Annotated in this window: 15 protein-coding genes; 2 read left to right on the forward strand and 13 right to left on the reverse strand. The window is 42.1% G+C overall.

The window, feature by feature from the left end; translation table 11 throughout:
- Window positions 1-70 precede the first annotated feature (70 nt).
- From CYAN7822_RS30670 to CYAN7822_RS30730, 13 genes are all read right to left on the reverse strand, one after another.
- Window positions 71-2,053: a hypothetical protein gene (locus CYAN7822_RS30670; protein ID WP_013334823.1), complete on the reverse strand. Its 1,983-nt coding sequence runs from the start codon at window positions 2,051-2,053 to the stop codon at window positions 71-73.
- A gap of 109 nt (window positions 2,054-2,162) precedes the next feature.
- Window positions 2,163-2,573 (reverse strand): hypothetical protein, encoded by a 411-nt coding sequence (locus CYAN7822_RS30675; RefSeq protein ID WP_013334824.1) that lies wholly within the window; start codon window positions 2,571-2,573, stop codon window positions 2,163-2,165.
- Between the two features lie 73 nt (window positions 2,574-2,646).
- Window positions 2,647-3,462, reverse strand: coding sequence for a hypothetical protein (locus tag CYAN7822_RS30680; RefSeq protein WP_013334825.1), 816 nt, complete (start codon window positions 3,460-3,462; stop codon window positions 2,647-2,649).
- Between the two features lie 2 nt (window positions 3,463-3,464).
- A complete protein-coding gene (locus CYAN7822_RS30685) occupies window positions 3,465-5,225 on the reverse strand; it encodes a type IV secretory system conjugative DNA transfer family protein (protein ID WP_013334826.1) in 1,761 nt (586 codons plus the stop codon).
- Complete coding sequence (locus tag CYAN7822_RS30690; protein ID WP_013334827.1) at window positions 5,222-5,884, reverse strand: hypothetical protein; 663 nt, start codon at window positions 5,882-5,884, stop codon at window positions 5,222-5,224. The genes CYAN7822_RS30685 and CYAN7822_RS30690 overlap by 4 nt, the downstream gene beginning before the upstream one ends.
- On the reverse strand, window positions 5,884-7,554 hold the full coding sequence (locus tag CYAN7822_RS30695) for a hypothetical protein (protein ID WP_013334828.1): 1,671 nt from the start codon (window positions 7,552-7,554) through the stop codon (window positions 5,884-5,886). The genes CYAN7822_RS30690 and CYAN7822_RS30695 overlap by 1 nt, the downstream gene beginning before the upstream one ends.
- A gap of 8 nt (window positions 7,555-7,562) precedes the next feature.
- On the reverse strand, window positions 7,563-8,288 hold the full coding sequence (locus CYAN7822_RS30700; protein ID WP_013334829.1) for a hypothetical protein: 726 nt from the start codon (window positions 8,286-8,288) through the stop codon (window positions 7,563-7,565).
- Window positions 8,289-8,295: 7 nt separating this feature from the next.
- Window positions 8,296-9,438 (reverse strand): hypothetical protein, encoded by a 1,143-nt coding sequence (locus CYAN7822_RS30705; RefSeq protein ID WP_013334830.1) that lies wholly within the window; start codon window positions 9,436-9,438, stop codon window positions 8,296-8,298.
- A gap of 11 nt (window positions 9,439-9,449) precedes the next feature.
- Window positions 9,450-10,496: a hypothetical protein gene (locus CYAN7822_RS30710; protein ID WP_013334831.1), complete on the reverse strand. Its 1,047-nt coding sequence runs from the start codon at window positions 10,494-10,496 to the stop codon at window positions 9,450-9,452.
- Between the two features lies 1 nt (window position 10,497).
- Window positions 10,498-13,638 carry a hypothetical protein gene (locus tag CYAN7822_RS30715; RefSeq protein ID WP_013334832.1) on the reverse strand — a complete coding sequence of 1,047 codons (3,141 nt, stop codon included), beginning with the start codon at window positions 13,636-13,638 and terminating at the stop codon, window positions 10,498-10,500.
- Between the two features lie 32 nt (window positions 13,639-13,670).
- Window positions 13,671-14,303 (reverse strand): hypothetical protein, encoded by a 633-nt coding sequence (locus tag CYAN7822_RS30720; protein WP_157872022.1) that lies wholly within the window; start codon window positions 14,301-14,303, stop codon window positions 13,671-13,673.
- A gap of 85 nt (window positions 14,304-14,388) precedes the next feature.
- Entirely contained in the window at window positions 14,389-16,110 is a 1,722-nt protein-coding gene (locus CYAN7822_RS30725; RefSeq protein ID WP_157872023.1) for a hypothetical protein, read from the reverse strand.
- Between the two features lie 143 nt (window positions 16,111-16,253).
- Entirely contained in the window at window positions 16,254-17,363 is a 1,110-nt protein-coding gene (locus CYAN7822_RS30730) for a relaxase/mobilization nuclease domain-containing protein (protein ID WP_049802788.1), read from the reverse strand.
- Between the two features lie 549 nt (window positions 17,364-17,912).
- On the opposite strand from CYAN7822_RS30730, the gene CYAN7822_RS30735 reads away from it, so the two are divergent.
- On the forward strand, window positions 17,913-19,022 hold the full coding sequence (locus tag CYAN7822_RS30735) for a ParM/StbA family protein (protein WP_013334836.1): 1,110 nt from the start codon (window positions 17,913-17,915) through the stop codon (window positions 19,020-19,022).
- 6 nt (window positions 19,023-19,028) lie between these two features.
- On the forward strand, window positions 19,029-19,394 hold the full coding sequence (locus CYAN7822_RS30740; RefSeq protein ID WP_157872024.1) for a hypothetical protein: 366 nt from the start codon (window positions 19,029-19,031) through the stop codon (window positions 19,392-19,394).
- Window positions 19,395-19,414: the final 20 nt, after the last annotated feature.

The following is a 19,414-nucleotide window of genomic DNA, read 5'->3' on the forward strand; positions in this document are numbered from 1 at the left end:
TTACAAAAACTTTGAAAAAGTTTATAGAAGATGTTTACTGAACAATGTCAACCGGCATCTACTGCCAAGTTCAAGCGAGTGTAGCCAGAATTTTAGCTTTATTGAACTCTTCTTGCTTCGTCTTTTCCCATTTTTCTACCTTGTCTTTAACAGTAGTTGTAATAGCATTAAAGGTAGTATCCGACAAATCTCCTTCAATATATTTCCATTTGCCATTACCAAGTGATTGAGCGACAAACTTTTCGCCGCTTTTAGATTCAAAAGTCAATCGTTTTTGGTCGGGGTTATAATTGAGGGTATAATTTTTGTTTGAATAGTTGAAATTGTTGACGTTTTTGAGAATTTTCGCCAAAATAGGAGCAACTTCTTGGGTTTGCTGACTACGGTAAGCCACATCCAATTGGTTTGAGAGAGCCTCTAATTGATCTTTTGAGAAGCTTTCTATAGTCGTAGCAGAAACGGACTGTCCCTGCCTGTTATGAAGAAATTTATCGGTACGATCGGGTAGCTGTAGCTCCGCGCCACGAAGGGATCTCACCGTCAACCCATTAGCGTTAGTCCCCGGCTTTAATTGGCTTACGCGACGCTCAATGTTATTAATTAAAGCATCTCTGGCTTGTTTGGCTTGCTCGGAGGGAACTATATTAGAATCTCGAATTTGTTTAAGAAAGTGTGCTGAATCTAGAGTATTATCTTTACCCATTAACTTGAGTTGTTGGCCAACCTTACCAGGTGAGACTTTAAACGCAACAAGGGTACGCTCTGTATCTAAGTCCGATAAAACAAAAGTATTTTTATCAACGGCTTTTAACTGATAATCACCTAGAGAAAATTGATCGTCTCCCCAAGTTCTCTGAGCCGCGTTAAATTTATCGTAAAGGGTTTTCATCAAGTTGTTAGTAGCAATCGCCTCTGGACGAGAAGCGATCCAGTTCCCCAATTGAACAGTTTTAGTGGAAATATTATCTTTAAATTGCTGAGTTTTTTGCTGAACGTTTGGCTCAGAAAAAGCGGATTTTAAAGCGGCTAACCAGTTCTTACTGTGTTCGACAGTTTTAGATAATGCCTTTTTAAAAGTTTGAAGCCAATCTTGAGTTTTAGATACGGCATCTTGGGTATACTCATCAATTTCTTTAGCTAATGAATTTTTTAGCTTAGTGGCAGCCGATGAGTTCTCTTCAGCTAAAGAAGCTGGTAGTGATCGCAGATCGATCATAAAATCTTGAACGTCTGCGATTAGCGATTTGGGTAAAGGTTGAGTTGAAAATTCTTTAAAATGAAAGATCAACTCAGGTTGATAAAGAATAGTTCTAAAATCATCAGGGCTAATATTTTCATAAACTTTAATCTCTGATGGTGTTTGTAAGTGTAACTTTTGGGTGTGAGCATCGTAAGTGTAACTGACGGATTGGTGCTGCGCCTCCTGAAGAGGAGGGAGTTCCCGTATAATCTCATCGACAGAAGCATCATCAGGAGCGAGATCTATTTGTTTTGTATTTGCATTCGCAGAGGAGACGGGTTTTTCTTCTGCTGTCGGTGGGTCGGTAACTTGTTCTTCAGTAGATACTGTTTCCTTATTTAAAGGTGCAGAACTGTTTACGGGTACTTGTGTAACATTCTTAGAAGGAGTATTTGAGTTAGTTATCTCAGCAAAAGAGATATCTTGCGATTTAGAGACCGGCGATTGTTGGGTTTGAGTGGTGTTAACTAAGTCTTTTTCGCTCAAATTTCCTTTTTCGACTAACGTCCAAGTTCCGTTATTGTTGATAACTTTAGCCGGATTAGCTTGGGTTAACTGAGCGGGTGAAAATTCTTTTTCTTTTGGTAAATTAAATAATAAGGACAAGGCTTTTGCACTATGTTCGTCGAAGCGAGCATTAGGAGCAATTTCTAAGATAAATCCACCTTCGGGTGAGGGACTAACCAGATAATTTCCTCTTTTGTTAGTATTTAAAGTAACGTTTCCCCGAGAATTCCCGTCTCTCCATTGTTCTATAGTTTCTTGGCTTAAGGTAACTATAATTGGTTGTTGTGTATTATTTTCTGGAGTCATGTCGGTAAAAAAAAACTTTTTTTTGAACTATTGGCTTATCACTCGAATTAGACAAAAAAGATTTAAATTAGCTGAAGAAACTCCCAGCTCTTTTCTGGGAATCTATAACTTAAGTTTTTTGGGTTGACAAATAAGCAGAAATCTTAGCTTCTAATTCCGTAGAATAGCGTTGGACAACAACTTTGTCTTCAATGCCAAATAAAGCTAACACGCCATTAAATAAATACATCTGAGTAATAATGTCTTCATGTGCGATTTTCGGGTTCGGCACATGGTTAACATAATAACGAAAATAATCAGGCTGATAAGTTAAATGGGTTTGAAGTATTCCATTATAAAATAGTTTAATCTCGTCAGGAAGTTTTTGCTCAAGAGGAACTTTAAGGTATGAGACAAGCTCACTCAGAACTTTCTCGTTCTCTCGTAAATATTTTTCAATTTCTGGCTCTAAGTTAATGTTGGGTTCTAAGATTTTTAATTGAGATAAAGTGCCTTCAATATCGATAATTGAGCTTGACATTTTTACAGAACTCCTAAAGTATTAAACGGATTTTAACTTAAACTTTTAAAATAAATTGCCCTTAAATTTTTATTTAATAAAATTCTAACACCGAGCTTTCAGAACTAGATTGGTTGGGGTCGATAACTTGTCCTTTACTGTTAGTGCGGAACTCGTTCAGTTCCCCAATCTGTTGAATAAAAATTAAAGATTCGGGGCTTAAATATCCCGAATCATATTGCCATCGTTCAGATTCGTATTTAAATTCCAAAATATCTCCCCCAATAGCCAGAATCATTTTGCCGTTCTTTAAGGCCAAATATCGCTTCATGGACTGCTCTCGGATTATAGCCTCGATCCATTCTCGCTGTTGCCATATCGGATCTGACGTTTGAAGGGGCGAAACCCTTCTTGAGGAGGGATCGAGAGAGGGCGCGGGAGTTGGAGTCACATCGGGTTCAACTTCTGAGGATTGAGATTTTAACTCGATAAGCTCCGACTCGACGCAAAGAGTTTCTAATTCTTCTTTAATAAGCATCAATTCAGGAGCAACTTCCACTCGAGGCAAGATACCTTGAAGATGCCAGTAACCGCAAAGAGCTTGTCCAAGGGATAATTCCCCACGCTTAACCCCTAATCCCAGGCGAAATGGAGAAGCCGCTAACTGATAGGATGAATCTACCGATGGATAAAGGAGACTGCCCCCTCCGGTAATCTCCCAGGTTGGAGACGCAGTTTCAAGGGCTTCGAGTAAATCAAAAAAACTTCTCTCCTCAAAATTATTGGTTAATGAACCTGCCCTATAACCATACATTAATTGATTATTTTGATAGATCCTTAAATTAGGAGCGGGCATGAAAAATAAGGATAAATTCTCTATATTTTCTTGAGCTTCAGACGGAATGAACATAATTAAAAATTAAAATCAACTAAATTATTTCCTTTGTCTTCTCCTGAAGAATAAGGAAGTAAGCTTTCGGCTAAATTTCGTCTTTTCTGAATCTCTTCAATTAAATCCCACTCGACTTGTTTCACTCGGTTGATAAGCCAAGGATAAACTTTCTCTTTATAGAATTTTTCACATTTTTTTTCTAAATCTTCATAGTTTGATGCTAAGGGAATTTTAGGCAAATGATAGGGTCTAATTCTCTCCTTTAGTTTCTTATCTCTAGGGTCACGCAGTTTTTCGACATACTCAGCACCGATATAGATGCACTCTCCCTGCACCATCGAATTAATTTCATCAGCACTCATCAAAGGAATTTGCGTGATCTGCTCACTGATACTCTTCGAACCTCCAGAAGTGCCAAAATTACGACTACGAGAATTATTTTTGAGGATGACTTCGGTTTGCCCCAAATAATCGGATAATCCCTTGGCGGTATTTTCAGTACCAGGGTTAAACCAGAACCGATGATTGGCCGGGCTGCGGATGATATTAGCATTTTCTCGCCCATAACCCTTCTCTAATTGATTGAACTCTTGATAGCCCAGGATTAGCACCAATCCTTTAGACCGCAGCCGGTTAGCCCAGTCGGGAAGTTTATTCAAAATAATGGTCGGGAATTCATCAAAACAGCAAATTAAAGGATCTTCGCGTTTTTCAGCAAAATTATAATCGATTAGGATGGTAATTACCGCCGCTAATAGTGGATTAACGACCACTTGACGCTGAGTATCACTTTGGAATATCAGCATCTGCTTGGAACCCAATTTAAGGTTAACATTGGTTTTGCCAATATAACTCCGCATTAAATTACTCTCAATGAATTCCTCTAATAAATCGGTAGCTTGCCCTAAAATCCCCCCACTGGTCGGTGCTGCATCCGCGACGGCCATTAATTGCTCAAAAGGAACCCTAACCCATTCAGGAAAATTGGGATTATTGTCTTCTTTAGCCCGTTTGAGACGCTTGGGTAAATCGGGAAGACACAGAAACTGAAAAGCCATGGCCAGATCGGCAGTATCTTTTGATCCAAGGGTTTCGGTGTACTTAGCAAATTGGATTAGGGCAGTAACGAGCCGCTCCCCGGCAGGTCCGAAAAACCCGTCTTTTTTGCCACCCCCATCCCCACCTCTAAGATTCTCTTGAAAGACTTTAGCGATCGTGCTGGCCATCGCTTTATCATTATGATCGCTCATGAAGTCCAAAGGATTAATCGTACAACTGTAATCACGTCCTGGGGCGAAGATATTAACATCATATCCCTTAGATTTAGCATAAGTTGCCAGAAAAGACATCTGCCCATCAAGTCCCCTACTGTCAGCCTTAACATCGTAGAGCAGGATGGGCAACCCCTGGTCTATGGCGGACAACAATAAGGGATTGATCACCGAATAAGTTTTACCACTACCTGATTTTCCCACCACTTCAATTAAAGGATTACACGAGGGCACTAATAGAGGCAATTTACGCCCAAAAAAAGAACTAAAAAAACTTGGATTAAGCTCAGGGGGATTACCTATATAAAGACAGACTCGCTTAGGGGAAGGCTTTTTTAACTGATTCAAGCCTATTCTCCTAGCCCGGCGGATGACTTTCGGGTTGGCCCAAGCCGCAATTGTGAGCCGGCGTTTCTTGTTGCCCCATCCGTCACCCCAGAACATTAATAACACAAAAAAACCGACCCCAACGGCAAACATCGCTACGGGGTTATCGAGGAAAGCGTTCATAATGAAGACTCGGATTTAATTTGAAGACCTATTTCGCCCAGACGCACTAGGGAATCCCAAGACACATTACTTTGTTTGGCGGCTCGCTCAAGGGGCATCTGACGGGCGAGTTCAAGACACGATTGAATCGATTGAATTTTCGGATCGTCTGGAGACGCTTGCCCAGTTTTCAAGATATGAACCAAGCCTTCTTGAACATCATCTAAAGTGGCAGTACCGAGTGCGGTTTGCAGAAACTGCTGCGCTGGAGAATAACTTGGCGCAACGACTCGGATCACTCGTTCCGACGGGGCGACCACACGAACAAACTGAACCTGAAATTGGTAGAGGTTGCGGGTTCCATCGGGCGATTGCGTATTGATCAAGACATTGGGACCCGACGTAAAGGTTGCCCCCTGTACAATCAGAGGTTTAATCTCCCGCAAAATTAATGTCTGCGCCTGTCCGGGTTCCTTATCAGTGTTATAGACCAAGCGGCTATCGTCGCTGATTATAAAATGGTCAATAACTTCACCGTTCTCAAAATTGATGGCTGTTGCTTGTCCTGGAGCGACCCTTATTGTCGTAGAACCCGATCGCAGTTGATTGGCAGGAACTTCAAAGGCCAACGCAGGTCTTGCAATCGCTAAAGCAATGACTAAAGAAAGTAATTTTAGCATTAATTGATCTCCAGTACAGCGTTTAAGAAAATACGGACTTCGGTTTTGGCACGAACGACAAAAACCGGCTTATTATTGACGTTAGTCGAGCTACTTTGTTGTAAGCGATTTTCCCACCGGTCTTTGAGCGTTCCAAAAAACCCTTGGGCGAGCCCGGCGGGTACGTTATTGTCGCGGCTACTTGAAGAAGAGCTAGAACTAAAGCCGTAGCCAGACTGAACGATTTGAGTTTGGGTTTTGGGCTGATTGATAATTTCAAACCCTCGATCGGCAGCCCCTAAAATCCCCAAGATTAAATCCTGCCGTGCTATTTCCCCGTTGCGAGGATCGACCACCTTAGCTTGCAGGGGTTGACCCGATTTGCTCAAAACCAGCAAGTAATTCGACGGAATCGGCTGAGTAACGGGTTTCCCATTTTTGATATAGGAAATACTGGTAACATTGGCACTCATTAACCCATTAGAAGCCACCCCCGTAACTTGGGCCGTCAAGATCGTTCCTTTTGCTAAAACGATCCTTCCATTATTTCCTGTCAGATTTTGAGTCAATTTAATCGTAAAAGGAACGTTACTACCTTCAAAAACCACAATCGGCATCTCCAACTGACCCACTAATTGAGTGCCAACGGGGTAAACCGTAGGGGATGTATTAAAATTATTAAAATTGCTATCTTTTAGTGCCGCTTTAGGGGGAACTAGCTCGCCACTTCCCTCAGTACCGGCAGCAATTAGCTTAGAATTACTTTTAAGAGCAGTGGGACTTTTTTGGTGAGCGTAATATTGCCACGTAATTTCACCATTATCGGGTTCTCCTAGCCGGATAACAGGAATATCGTCCAATGTGGCTCCTAGAGATTCATCCGGTTGAGGAGATTGAGCCAGTATTTGATTTGACTGGTTCTGATTGTTCTCGGCAAAGCCGCTCCAACCCCTTTTGGAGAGAGTTTCTCGGCTGGCTGTGGGGTCTTCTGGTTTTTTTGAATTGTGCGGCGAGACGTTTTGTCGAACAGAGGAAGGCGGCGGATTATAGGTGAGCGGACGATAACTAGAAGATGGAGAAAAAACGGTCTCGCTAACTCGAGGCGGGGGAGTAGAAACCGTCCGAACCGAACGATAAGTCGGCGGAGGAGGAGTCTCGCTAACTCGAGGAGGGGGAGGGGAAGTGGTACTAACGGGACGTTGAGAGCTATGGGCGGTGGATTTAGCTTTAACAATGGTCGAAGGCTCCCCTGAAGCATCTTGAACCGGCACCGTCCCGCCGACTTTTTCTCCTAGGAGAATTAGTCTAGCCTGTCGTTGTTCGGCTTGTTGTTGGGCTTCGGCCACGGGGTCGACCTTCTCCTGTTGGGAAGAGGTCGATGCGGACTGATTCAACGGTTTACTACCATTAAATAACATCAAAATTAAAATAATAAATCCGACCCCCAAACCCGATATAAGAGTTAGAATAACAATTCTCAACCAAGGATTTTTAGTAGAGCTAGAATCTTCTTCTATAGAAGATAAATCGAGTTCTTCGGGGTGGGAAGAAACAATAGATATTGGGTCTGATAGCTCATTTAAGATTTTTTCTTGTTCCAAGGGAGTTAAAGTGTTTTCTTCTGAATCGGGGGAAATATTGGCTTCTAAATCCTTCTCTTCTTCAATTTCAATACTTGAAAAATAACTCATAATGCTCCTCAATTATTAGGATTAAACTCTTTCGCATCAACTAACAATAAGCCGCTTGCCCTCAGACTCATCAGTAAATGTCTTATAGGTGAAGGGTTTTTGTCTCCTGTTAGAGGGAAATAGGGATCGACGGCTTTCCAAACGAAGGTTTTGGTTAGTCGGGTATGTTCATCTAATTGACCGGGCTGTCTGACCGTAACCGTAGCGATTACATCAATTTCGTATAAGTTTTCACCGGTTTTTCTCGGTGATGACATCCACTCAATATAAATATCACTTTCAGCCTGGCCCGAGAATACACCTTGTGGAACTTTGTCGACGATTTTCTCGATCAAGGCATTGGCGAGGTTGCCAGAGACTAAACCAGAAGCATAATAGACCGATGAGGGAATTTTATTCTTCTTACTCCCGGTTACGAACTCAAAACCGCTATCGGGTTCAGTTGAGCCGGGGAGTTTGTTGCTCCATTCCCACAGGAGAGTCAGAAATTGTTTGGTGGTATTTTGAATGACGGTTGCTTCTCTGTAGTTGGCATCCTGTTCGGCAATGATTGCCGCCGAACCATCCTGCAACTGCACGAAGGTAGTCTTTTTGCTATTGGCTGCTATTAGTGCCCAAACTAAACCCAAATTAACCAAAACCGAGAGGCACAAAGCGATCGCCAAAAAAATAAAACTAGAGGCAGCCCGGTTTTCCTGTTGTTTAATTTCTTGAATTTGAATTTCTTGAATCATTGCCACCTCACACGACAAAAATTCTGGCAACGGAAACGACGGTATTTGTTGCCGCCGACATAGCATCGCTGGCCGCCCGTGAAATGCCGTTGTACAGAGAAATTCCGCCGAATGTGGCGGCAGAAGCGGCGATAAGCGGGGAAACGATCGAGGCAAATAAAAGAAACCCGATATCGGACAATAGCTCAGGAATTCCACTATTGCCATTAATGCTGGAGATAGAATAAATTGTGATCGCCATCAATCCAGTTAATATGGCATAGCCGAGATTGGTTCCGATAATAGCGAAAAACCCGGATAACCAAACCCAGAAAAAATTTCCCGCCAGAGGGAACAGGGATAATCCCAAGGCAACTGGGGCTAGTAAACCTGTAAACAGCAAGGCCAGTTCTAGTCCGTTCGACACCGCCCACTGTAAGGCGGTGAGAATGCCTTGAGCAATGCTAATAAACTGCGAAGAAAATAAATTAGTCATTATTTGATTCGGATTTAATCCTTCTTTAATTCCATCGAGAATAGACGCACCTCCACTAACAACCGAACAAATAGTCATGTTACAAATTAAATTGGCTAAATTACCATTTAAAGTATTTTTGTTGCCATTGGCTAATTCTTCCAAAGCCGTTAATCGATCGGGGTCAGTAATGCACTTTTGCAATTCTTCTCCTTGATAAGATTTGCATTCTGCGAACAGTTCTTTGACTTTTGTATTGCTAAATTGACTATTCTGTATCGCTTCGATGGCTGTTTTAATATTTAATCCATTAATCTGAACATCATACAATTGTCCGATTTCATAATAAACCACCGTTCGAGTCATTTTGACGGAGTAAGCCAGCAAATTTCCATTGCCCACAGTAAAAACTGCAACAAATAACACAGGCACAATAAACTCGATAATCTTGCTCCAATCGTACTCTCCATTTCCCCGCAACAAATCTTGCTTAAATTTAACAACCGAATAAACGATCCCAATGGCGGCTAATAACGTTCCTATCTGGATCAACCCCTGCCATAAACCCGAATTAGTAGAAACCGCATCATTCCAAAGTGAGTCCCAAGATTGAGCGTTAGCCTTCATAACAGAATCTGAAACGTTTAGGAGTCCGGTTGACTGTTCATATCCGAATGTATTTGCCAATAGATACATAAAAACCCTCGCTATTGTTGAGTTCCCGGAATCATCAAAATTCCCGATACCGAACTGGCCGTATTTAACGCAGCCTGCTTTTCCCGATTTTCTCTCGTATTTTGTTCGGTTGACGACTTTAACTGTTGAGCTTGAGTGGTAGTTTGTAGAGCTTGAAGGATCTGCTCCTGCTTACTGGTTTGCAGCAATTGAGTCGCCACTTGCTGTTGAGCCACCATCTGTTTACTGTTCTCTCTATTTTGCTCGGTTTGCTTGGCCAATATTTGACCAATTTGATGGAATTGCTGAGATATTTGGCTATTTTGACCCGCTTCTAGGGCTATTTGCCCCGAAATATTTCTCAAGATCTGAAAACTGGTATCAGTAAGCTGGCTTTGATCGGCCAATGCTATTGAATCCGTTGCCAAACCGTCAACCGAATTAGCCAGAAGCTCTATATTGGAGGAAACTTGATTGGATTCGTCGGCCAGGTTCCCAGATTGATTTGAAGCCGCATTACTACTGTTTTCATTATTAGAAGCTTTGATCAGTTCATCTAAAATCTTTTGCTGGCTGGTTTCGCTGACCCCAAGCTCCAGTCCACTATTACTCGCTATTTCGGAGATTCCGTTGCGAAAATAACTATTTTCCAGAGAATAAGGAGGAACGACTGTTTCTGTATAGTTACCATTTTCATCCACATTGTAAATTATATTGCCATCATAGACAATATCGTAGATGAGACTGTCTTGGGAATCATCTAAATTTTCAAGATTAGATGCAAAACTCCCATTTGTATTGTTATTAGAAAAAGTTGTTTGCTTCTGTGTTGACTCCAATAGGGTCAAAATTTGGCTTAAATAGGTACTGGGATTGGGAAGTCCCAAAACTCCACTGACAACAGAAATCCCCGTCGGCAGAGTCGCTTGGATCTGGGAAATAACAGAAGTATTATTCCCAAATAATATCGAAAAAGGATTAGTATCAGAAGAAGTGGAAGTGTTCGATGGCAGAGTGGCTGCCATGAGAGGAGAAGCGTCAAACAATAACAAAAGTAATAGAAGGAAAACACGATTCATTTTAGGCAGCCTCCCTAAATTTTTCTTTTAAAGCTTTGGCAAAAAGGACTATCTCTTGGACAGTTGGAACATCTGAAATATATTTTTGCCTCAATTTTTTCTCATCTGGGCTATTGGCTAAAGCCGCTAATTCGACTAAAGAAATTGGATAATCGACTTGCCAATAATTCCCATCTTTTCGCAAGAGCCAATGGCTAATGAATTCCTCAGAAGAAATTCCGAATCGGGAAGAGGCATTTGGGCTGATCAATCGTCGCGGAATCCCTAAATGTTGATGATAAACCTTAGCCGCTTCTTCATTAATTAGGCCAATCAAAGCAACATCTAAATTGGCCATAATTTGAGAAGCCGCAGGCGCTTCAATCACTGATTCTAAATCTTGACCGATCAAAAGTGTGCCCTGCCCAAACTTTCTCCCGACAGCCGACCTTTTGCCCACCATAACCGTAAAATTGCGAGAAGCGCGAAAGATGGTTGAACACTCATCCATCACAAATAAGCTATGGGAATGAGACAAACCGAGATTTGTACAGGACATCTGAACAATGTTAGCGATGGCAAGAGCGTTTTGGTGGTCGCTTAACCCAGAGAGGCTAAAGAAAATCAAATCCGCGTCAGGATTGACCATTGAGGGTTGAGAGAGAACTCTACCGATATTCGGGTCGTTGATCTTCGCCTCCAGCATGAGACGAATCCGGTCTAACGTCTCCTTCTGTATCGCAGAGGCATTGAATAATTTTAGGCGTTCCACCGAACAAAACGGCAGAAAATCGGTCAAGGTGGGCTGACGTTCCCAGTCCGCCGAGCCAAAACCCGCCTCGAGTGCCCTCTGATATCGCTGTTGAATTTGAGCAAATGCAAAAAACGCATCTAGAGCTTTTTGCAGGAGGGCACGAACATTCTGTTCCAAGGCTTCATCCTCAATCGTCCCCATAATTAACCCAACGAGAAACTCCTTAAGCTCAGATTTCCAGATCGGTAGGCGAATTGAGCGTAATTGGGAAGATAACTTGCGTAGATCGGGAATCATTAGGGGATTGTAGGCTGTTTTGAGGATATCGATATAAGCCGCCCGTTTCCCGTACATCTGACAGACTAGCTCGAATGTCGACGACCCCCCCATGCTCAGATCCAAGCCGAGTACGGGACCGTGAGTAAGGGCATGACGGATCAATCCAAAAGACATTAGGGATTTCCCGCCCCCTTTTTTGGCAGAAACCAAGATATTATAAGGGTTATTGCCGATATTTAAATAAAGTGGCTTGGTCTGACATAAAAATTCGATCCCTCCTACCGGATCTAGATCCAACGGACAACTCAGGGGCATTAAGCTCGGAGCTTCAGAAGAGGGAAAAACGAGTCTGGGGTCAAAGGTAAGTAGTCCCTCGCAGGTGCTGGTCAGTTGCCTAGCGACAGTAATAGGTAAACATTCCAGCCACCGATGCCAGCACACCTGATCTTCTTCGATCAGTTTCACCGTCCCGAAATGGTGTGAGAGATGCTGACAGGCCCGTTGAAGCTCTTGCGGTTGTTGACGGTAAATTAGGGCTGTAAAACCGATGCTCACCGGCTTACGCCCGTCGTAAATCAGTTTTTGGGCTTCCAGGGATTCTTGTTGCTGCATAGTAGCGGCAACATCGATCACGCGCCCCTGTTGTGCCGCGTGTTTGTTATTGGCGGACCCCCGTTTGGCCGTATTATCGAGATCTTGCTCGATATGGCCTAAATTAGAGGGTTCTAACTCAACCCAAAACTCCACATCTCGAATTTCTGACGAATTCAACTTATTAAATAAAAATCGCAGAGCCTCCCGATAGGTGCCATAGGATTTGGGCTTACCTTGTTGCTTCATGCCCCCATCGAGGCTCATGGCGGCGATGTACTGACCGTTACAAAAAACCCAATCGCGGCTCGTCACATCCGGAGTGGCTTTTTTCCCATTAGCTCCCATCAACAAAATGCTTAAAATATCCTTGCGGTAGTTTTGCTGCACTTCGGCTACCACTTGTCCCCGGCTATCTTGAGACACCTGAATTAACTGAGGGATAGCCGGAACACTAGAATTGGCCGGGTTGAACCGATACCATAACTCTCTCCAGATCGTTTCGGCAGAAAGAGGAGAAACGATGAGCTTCCCTTTCTGCCTGAGAATCATCTGCCAGGGCATGAATCCCTCGCTATGGAGGGATTGACCTAATTTGGCATAAGTCAATTTTTGATGATAAACTTGGGTATTGAGCAAATATTGTGCAAATCCATTCCATATTTTCATTCCTTGCCCGATAAAATTTCCAAGCCAATCGTTCTTTCGTGCTAGGGCTTTTTCATAGCGCCAAGAACAGTAGATCCTCTGTTCCCAAATTTGTCGCAAGCCTTTTGCGGTCAACTCCCGGCTCCGTTGCTTTTCGGCACGGTGAAGAAAAGCGTTCAAAGTTAAGCCGCGTGCTTCACAATTTTGAATATCTCGCTCTAGCTGTTTTTCTCGGCTTAGTACGTCACTCTTCTTACCGATATAAAACTTGATTCGCTCTGCGTCCACCAAATATTCACACAGATTGGATAGAGCTTCGTAAGAGGCGACCACATCTTCATCAAAAGGCTCGTGGTGAATGGGTTCGACTTCAAAAGGAATATTGGCTGACCACTTCCCCTTTTTATCGCACAGCAACAGGGCAGCAAACTTGTAGCCATCTAATTGAACTTCGATGATGCCATGCAAATCGCAGTCAGCCTGAAACGGTTTCAACGTCACTGTTTTGCCCGATTGATTCTTAACCTTGACCATTTTTCGATTAAGCTGAAGTTTTTGATGATGAAGAGTCGGCTCCCCCTCGGTGCTGATAAAATCACTAACCTTATTAGTATAGGTTTTACCAGGGAGAGGCACGAACCGGTTGATAAAAAGCCAGGGACGAAAGCCACTCAGCCCCACCCAAACCCCCGAAAACCACACAAATAAAATAAATCCAAATTTTACGGGAATGCCCAACCCGGCGGAAAATACTATTGTGAGCGCACCGATATAGAGGATGGGTTGAACTTGATCTGGAGGGAGAAAAGGCAAGAGAAAAAAAGGAGGTTTGTTGCCAAATGCCGGTACGACCTGAATATAAGAGTCAGCCGTTTTTTGTTGCTTGTCCATCGTTTAATCCTCCTTTCAATCGTCGAAGCGCCCTAAGTAAGTAGCCACCGGCTGGCCGCCTCAACAATTAAAACTCCACCGACGACAATACCGATAAACATGACGGCAGGGCGAACATCCTGCTGCTGCTGCCCCTGGACGATCACCGCGACAATTCCCCCGATCACCGCCAATGCTACGACAACGCGGATAATATCGAAAATTACCGTAACCATACCGGCTGAACTACAGGTAGTAGTTCCCGTAACCGTTGATCCCCCACCTGTGGTTGCCCCAATACCGCTAGTGGTGCTAGTAGCCGCGCAAATAATATTCTGCATTTTTTCTTGTGCCGTTACCAAGAAAAAAGCGTCAGAAGGCCCGATAGTCAATAGAAGCCAGGATAGAGTCAGGGCTAATGTGAGGATATGCCAAATTTTAATGGTAATTCGGTAATTGGTATAGGGAACTTTAATGTCAACCTGCCGGATCACCAATCCATCATTGGATATAAACGGAATGCCGATAAACGGATAAAGCAACCCAAAAATTACTCCGGCTAGCAAAAGCACATAGGGAACCGTATAAAGATAGTATCCGAGTGCCCCGAAACCCAACATCAGGCAAAACCAATCAAAAGGGCGAAGGTTGCCAAAAAATCGTTTTTGATTTAATGCTAAAGTCATTTTTTTCTCCTCAAATACACTTTCTTTGCTCTGAATATGACATATTAGATGCGTTTGCCCTGGTGCTAAAGTCATTTCAAACTCCTCAGACAGATAAAGCTAATTGATTTTCCCGTACTCTCGTCGTTTCTACCGGACGATGCAAACGGTTAGCCAATTTAGCCAAAGTTTCCTGGTCGAAATGATTGACTTCTATGGTTTCCCGGCTTTGCCATAACAGGGTTTCATCGGCATTAGAAGTAGCCCGAACCAGACAGGAACCATTCTGCGGCTCAAAGGTAAAACAGCAAAAATCTCCTACCTTGAGATGGCCTCCTTCAACAAATTGAGGAAGTCTCTTTAATTCCTCAAAAAGAGCAGCTTCCCAACGTTTCTGTTGAATAGTTTCCACTTCATTTGGCAAATTTTCGACCCGGGAAACCAAATCAGGAGAAGAAGATTTGATCGCAACATATTTATGCTGTTTGTTCTGCTCCTGTCGTTGGATCACCAAAGCGACTGTTCCACTTTGATCGCTCACCACCAAACCGTCTCGACTCCATTCCAAGGTTTCCCCCCGGTCATTGGATAGAGCATAAGACAAATTGGGATTAAAAAGGCGACCCGACGCGGCTTCTCGCGCGGCCAAAAAATCACGGACATGACAGTAAAGTGCCTCTGCTGAGATTGCCCCATTGAGAGATTCTAGAGGTTGAGATTGAGAATATGCCTCCTCAACTAACGTTTTTAGCTCTTTAGCTCTCGTTTTTAGCAAAACAATCGCCCCACTGAGGGATTCGTTACTAGAAGATACCGTTAAAGGTTTAGGCATTCGTTCAATATCGAGAGCTTGAAGCAAGCGGCTCTGATAATCGAGTAATCGTTCACAGACTTGGGCTATTTCGCTACGTTCACCTCCTTTAAGTTCAAAAGGTTTTATTTCCTCTTTCCTGGCCGACAACACCAACTCGGCTAAAGGAGACAGTTCATCCATCGACTTGCCAACGTCCCGTAAATCTTTGATATAGTCCTTCACAGGAGAATTGGGGTCATATTCCCTCGCCTGGTGGGAACGGATGAATTCTCCCATCCCACCAGTTAATATTAGGGAAGCACCAGCCAGATTCAAAGAAGCCTGGATGATATCGAAACCGGATAATTCGCCCCCATTGCGAAAGTGTTGAGCTATAGTTGTTAGAAGTTCCCCCGATTGAGAGAGCAACCGATTTTGTTGCTCGGGCTTCACCGGTTGGGCTAAGGCACTTTTAAGTGCCGCCATCGAGTTAAACGGTTGCCCCAAATCGTTGCCTTTCACCACTACCATCGGTTTAAGAGATGGATCGTAGTGATGGGCGATCTCCTCCCATACTGGTAATTTAATTTCTACTTCTTGCAATTGTTTGCTGTATTTGCCGATTCGCGCCAAAGCCTCTTGAGCGATTTCGGGAGATAATGGCTGCCCCTCCTCGATAAGGCTTGCTAGGTTCATCCCCCATTGGAGATCCTCAAGATTGAAACCAACCCCATCAACCCCCGAACGATGGGATTGTTCGGCTAAATGGCAAACGGCTTTTAAGAGAGAATTGTTTGAAACCTCCTGTTCGTCAACTTCACGCTCAGGCAAAAGGTAATAAACACCGACGATCTTGTCCTGTTCATCCCGTTGGGATCGAGCCAAAATGCGTTCCCCAGTCTTAGAGGAATACAAATGAACCAAGTTCTCCCAATCTTGAGGAGACTGGAGTTTCAAGGAGCGTCCGATATCGAGCGCCCGTTCCAGGCGCTTTGATAATTCAGTTTTTACTTGCTCATTCACTGGGTTCATCATTCGTCTCAAAATTTTTGCCTCTATATATCTAATTACGGAGTTTTTGTTGATTTTTAGATCAACATCAAAAATAAAGCATATAAAAACTAAATAAAATGAAATTAATTTAAATTAATTAAATAAATTGCCTAACTGTTATTTGCTTAAAGCGTAAGTTCGTTGCTTGACTTTGCTTCGATATTCAAATGTTGCGAAACGTAAAGTTTCTCGAACTCAATGCCCTTTGGCTGATGAGACTCGTCGCTGACACTGGCGATTACCACATTGAGATACTTCAACGCCATGCGCCGCCCTATTTTCTGTTTAATTTTGTTAAATTGCTCTCCCTGAGCGAGGATAAAACGAATACTATCCCAGTTCCAACGATCCAGAAGGGCTTTTTGAGCTATTTGAGCTAAAGTCTCTGCATCTTTGCCGTATTTCCGATAAAGAAGAAGGGCTTGTTGCTGAGTTAACCAAGGCGAGGGATTTGAAACGATGGTGGGATAGCTCTCGTTTGAATGCCCTAAGAGGTAACGATTTAGTCCGTATTCGCTGAAGCCGCGTCCCAAATTTGACCCCGAAAAATGAAGGTTTTGATAGTGATAAATAATTCCTTTGCGGAAAGATCCCTCCATCTTGAACGAAACCTGTATTTCCTGTTCTTTTAGTCGCTCGACCAGTTCGCTAACACTTTTTGAGGCAAAAGCGGCTAGGGTAATCTGTTTTTGCAGTCGGGTTCTAACACTTTCAACGCCACTACGACGTTCCCTCACGGTTGGGGAAGTCGCCAAACATTGGTTCGATGAAGGGGTCGGGGTCAGATGATAGCGTTTCTCGATTTGTCTGGCTACGGCCTGTGTTTTTAGGTAATCCCAGGAGTCGCTGACTAACAGTCCGTTGTTAGTAACGCGGCTGGCCACGATGTGTACGTGGTCGTGTTCTCTATCTCTATGCCGCACCGCGACGTAACGACAATCATCAAAACCCATGCCCAAGAGATAGTAGTTGACGATGCGCTTCCATTTGCCTTTTGATACCTCTTGGACTTTGGGCAATGACAGGGATACGTGGAATACTGGGCGCTGTACCCGCTTGCGTTGGCTCGAGATCTCATTGAACTCGCTGACACGCTCGCTTATCGTTGTACCCTGTAGATTCTGGCACACCAGTTTGGCTTTGGGCTTGCTGAAGATGTAACGCAAGACCCCATCAAAATTCTTGCCCTTGACTATCTTGGTTAACACGAAATCTTTTTGACCCTCATTTTTCACCTTGCCCCCTATTTTGACATAGCTTGCTTAAAGCCGTATCGATACCCCTAAAAGCGTCGAAAATTTGTAGTACAATTTAAAATCATTAAACGGCTTTAAAATGACGAAAAAGTATGAAGAATTGAGAAAAAGCCGAATAACGGTTCAGCTATTTTGGGAGTAATTACATCAAAATAGACTTAATCGATAAAAAAGTGATTAATTGTTCGCCAATGACAAAAAAACTGTCAAAATTTTTCACAAAATAGGGAATGAGAAGGAGGATGTAGTATTAATGTAAGAGAAAAAAAATGCTTTTAGAGTAAAAAACGTAATTGTTGAATAATTACGTCAAAGTTGCCCTCTTTGAAAGAAGGCTCTGTCGAGAGGCCAAAATCAAGGAAAAAAAGGTTGCAATTTTTTTTAAAAAGAGGTAAGTTAAAATCAAATGACAGACTTGCCCCTCCAAAGTCTTGTTAAGATCGTTATCCCCCCGAGCGACACACTATCAATAAACTTATCCCTCACTATCGCTGTAGTAAGTGAGTAAAAGTAAGCTTTTGGAAAAAAATGCTCAAAAATAAGATTTGTATTGACCTAGGGTCAAGTGAAATTAAGACTATCTACCAATTAGGGAACAATCATCCGACTGCTATTACCCTATTACCTAATATTGGTCAAATCAGCGAAAGTCGACTCAACCATCACCGTTCTCTGAACCAAACACTGAAATTATCGGAAGATATCAGTTGGATAACAACAACGAAAAAAGCAAGCACAGCAATTGCTACTGATTCACTTGCCTACGAATTTTATGAAATAACTAATTTAAACAAGCTAAAAACTGATGAAGGATGCTACCGAATAGCCGCAACTATCGGAAAAATGTTTTTATTAGAAGGAGTAACCCCCTATGAGAATTTTCCTTTATCCATCACGTTGTTACTTCCTTATAATGAATTTAAAAAAGAAAAAATTCAAGCCTTTAAAATAGTTTTAAAAAAGATACTTAAAAAGTATTATTATCGAGATAATAAAATAACTATTGAACCTAAAGAGATAAAAGTTTACCCTGAAGGATTAGGAATTCTTACTTTAAGAAATCAATCATCTCAACTAGAAAACGGAAAAAAAACGATCATAATTATGATCGGACATCGAAATACAAGCTACTTAATTTTTGAGGGAATAAAATATGAAAGCGGAAAAACAATTAATTTAGGCTTTCATAGTTTCTTAGAAATGTTCTGCAAAAAATCCGTTGGGCAAGAAGAAAATCGAGAAACTGTATTGGCTTTGTGGAAAGCCAGAGAGAACCCCAACTATTTAACAAAAATTGTTAAAAGCCAAATTCAAGAAAACCGAGAGAATGAGTTAGCCGTGTTAACAAAAAATTTCCATAATTTAAGAAAAGAGTTGTGGAGCAACATCAACGAATGGTTGAAAAAAGAACTCAATAATTTTGAATATCATGAACTCCTTTTTGCTGGTGGAACTTCGGAATTTCTACAACCTTATATTAATGAAGAATTTAAAATGAAAACGATAAAACCTCGACTAATGACTAAAAGTTTAGCTCAAGATATTGAAAAATTTTTAATTTTAAAAACTGAGAAGAAAGAAGATTTGCTTATGCGTTTAGCTGATTGCTATGGACTATTTCAAGAAGTGTATAATTAAATGAATATGGGCAAAAAAATCACCTTGAACGTCAACTTTAAAGGGGAAAACGAACTGAACCAAGTTTTAAATGAGGAAATGCTGATTTTAGATAGTAGTGAAATCAAAAGTCTTTTAATTAAAATTTTAAAAGGAGTTTATTTACCCATAATCAGCAGCAAAATTTCCCCTTCTGAACAAAAAGAGTTAATCTCAGAACTATTAAGTCTAAAAAATTACTTCCAAGGACTAATTAATAATATGCAGTCCATCTTAGATCACCTCTCGAGAAACTCAGTGCCTTATCTGGCTGAACTTAATTTAACCCAGCCGGATAGTCAAGAAGAAATAAAAAATAAAGTTAGCAATCAATTTGAAAATTTTTGTGAATAAACTACCTTAAAAATCCAAAA

Source organism: Gloeothece verrucosa PCC 7822, assembly GCF_000147335.1.
Taxonomy (GTDB): Bacteria; Cyanobacteriota; Cyanobacteriia; order Cyanobacteriales; family Microcystaceae; genus Gloeothece; species Gloeothece verrucosa.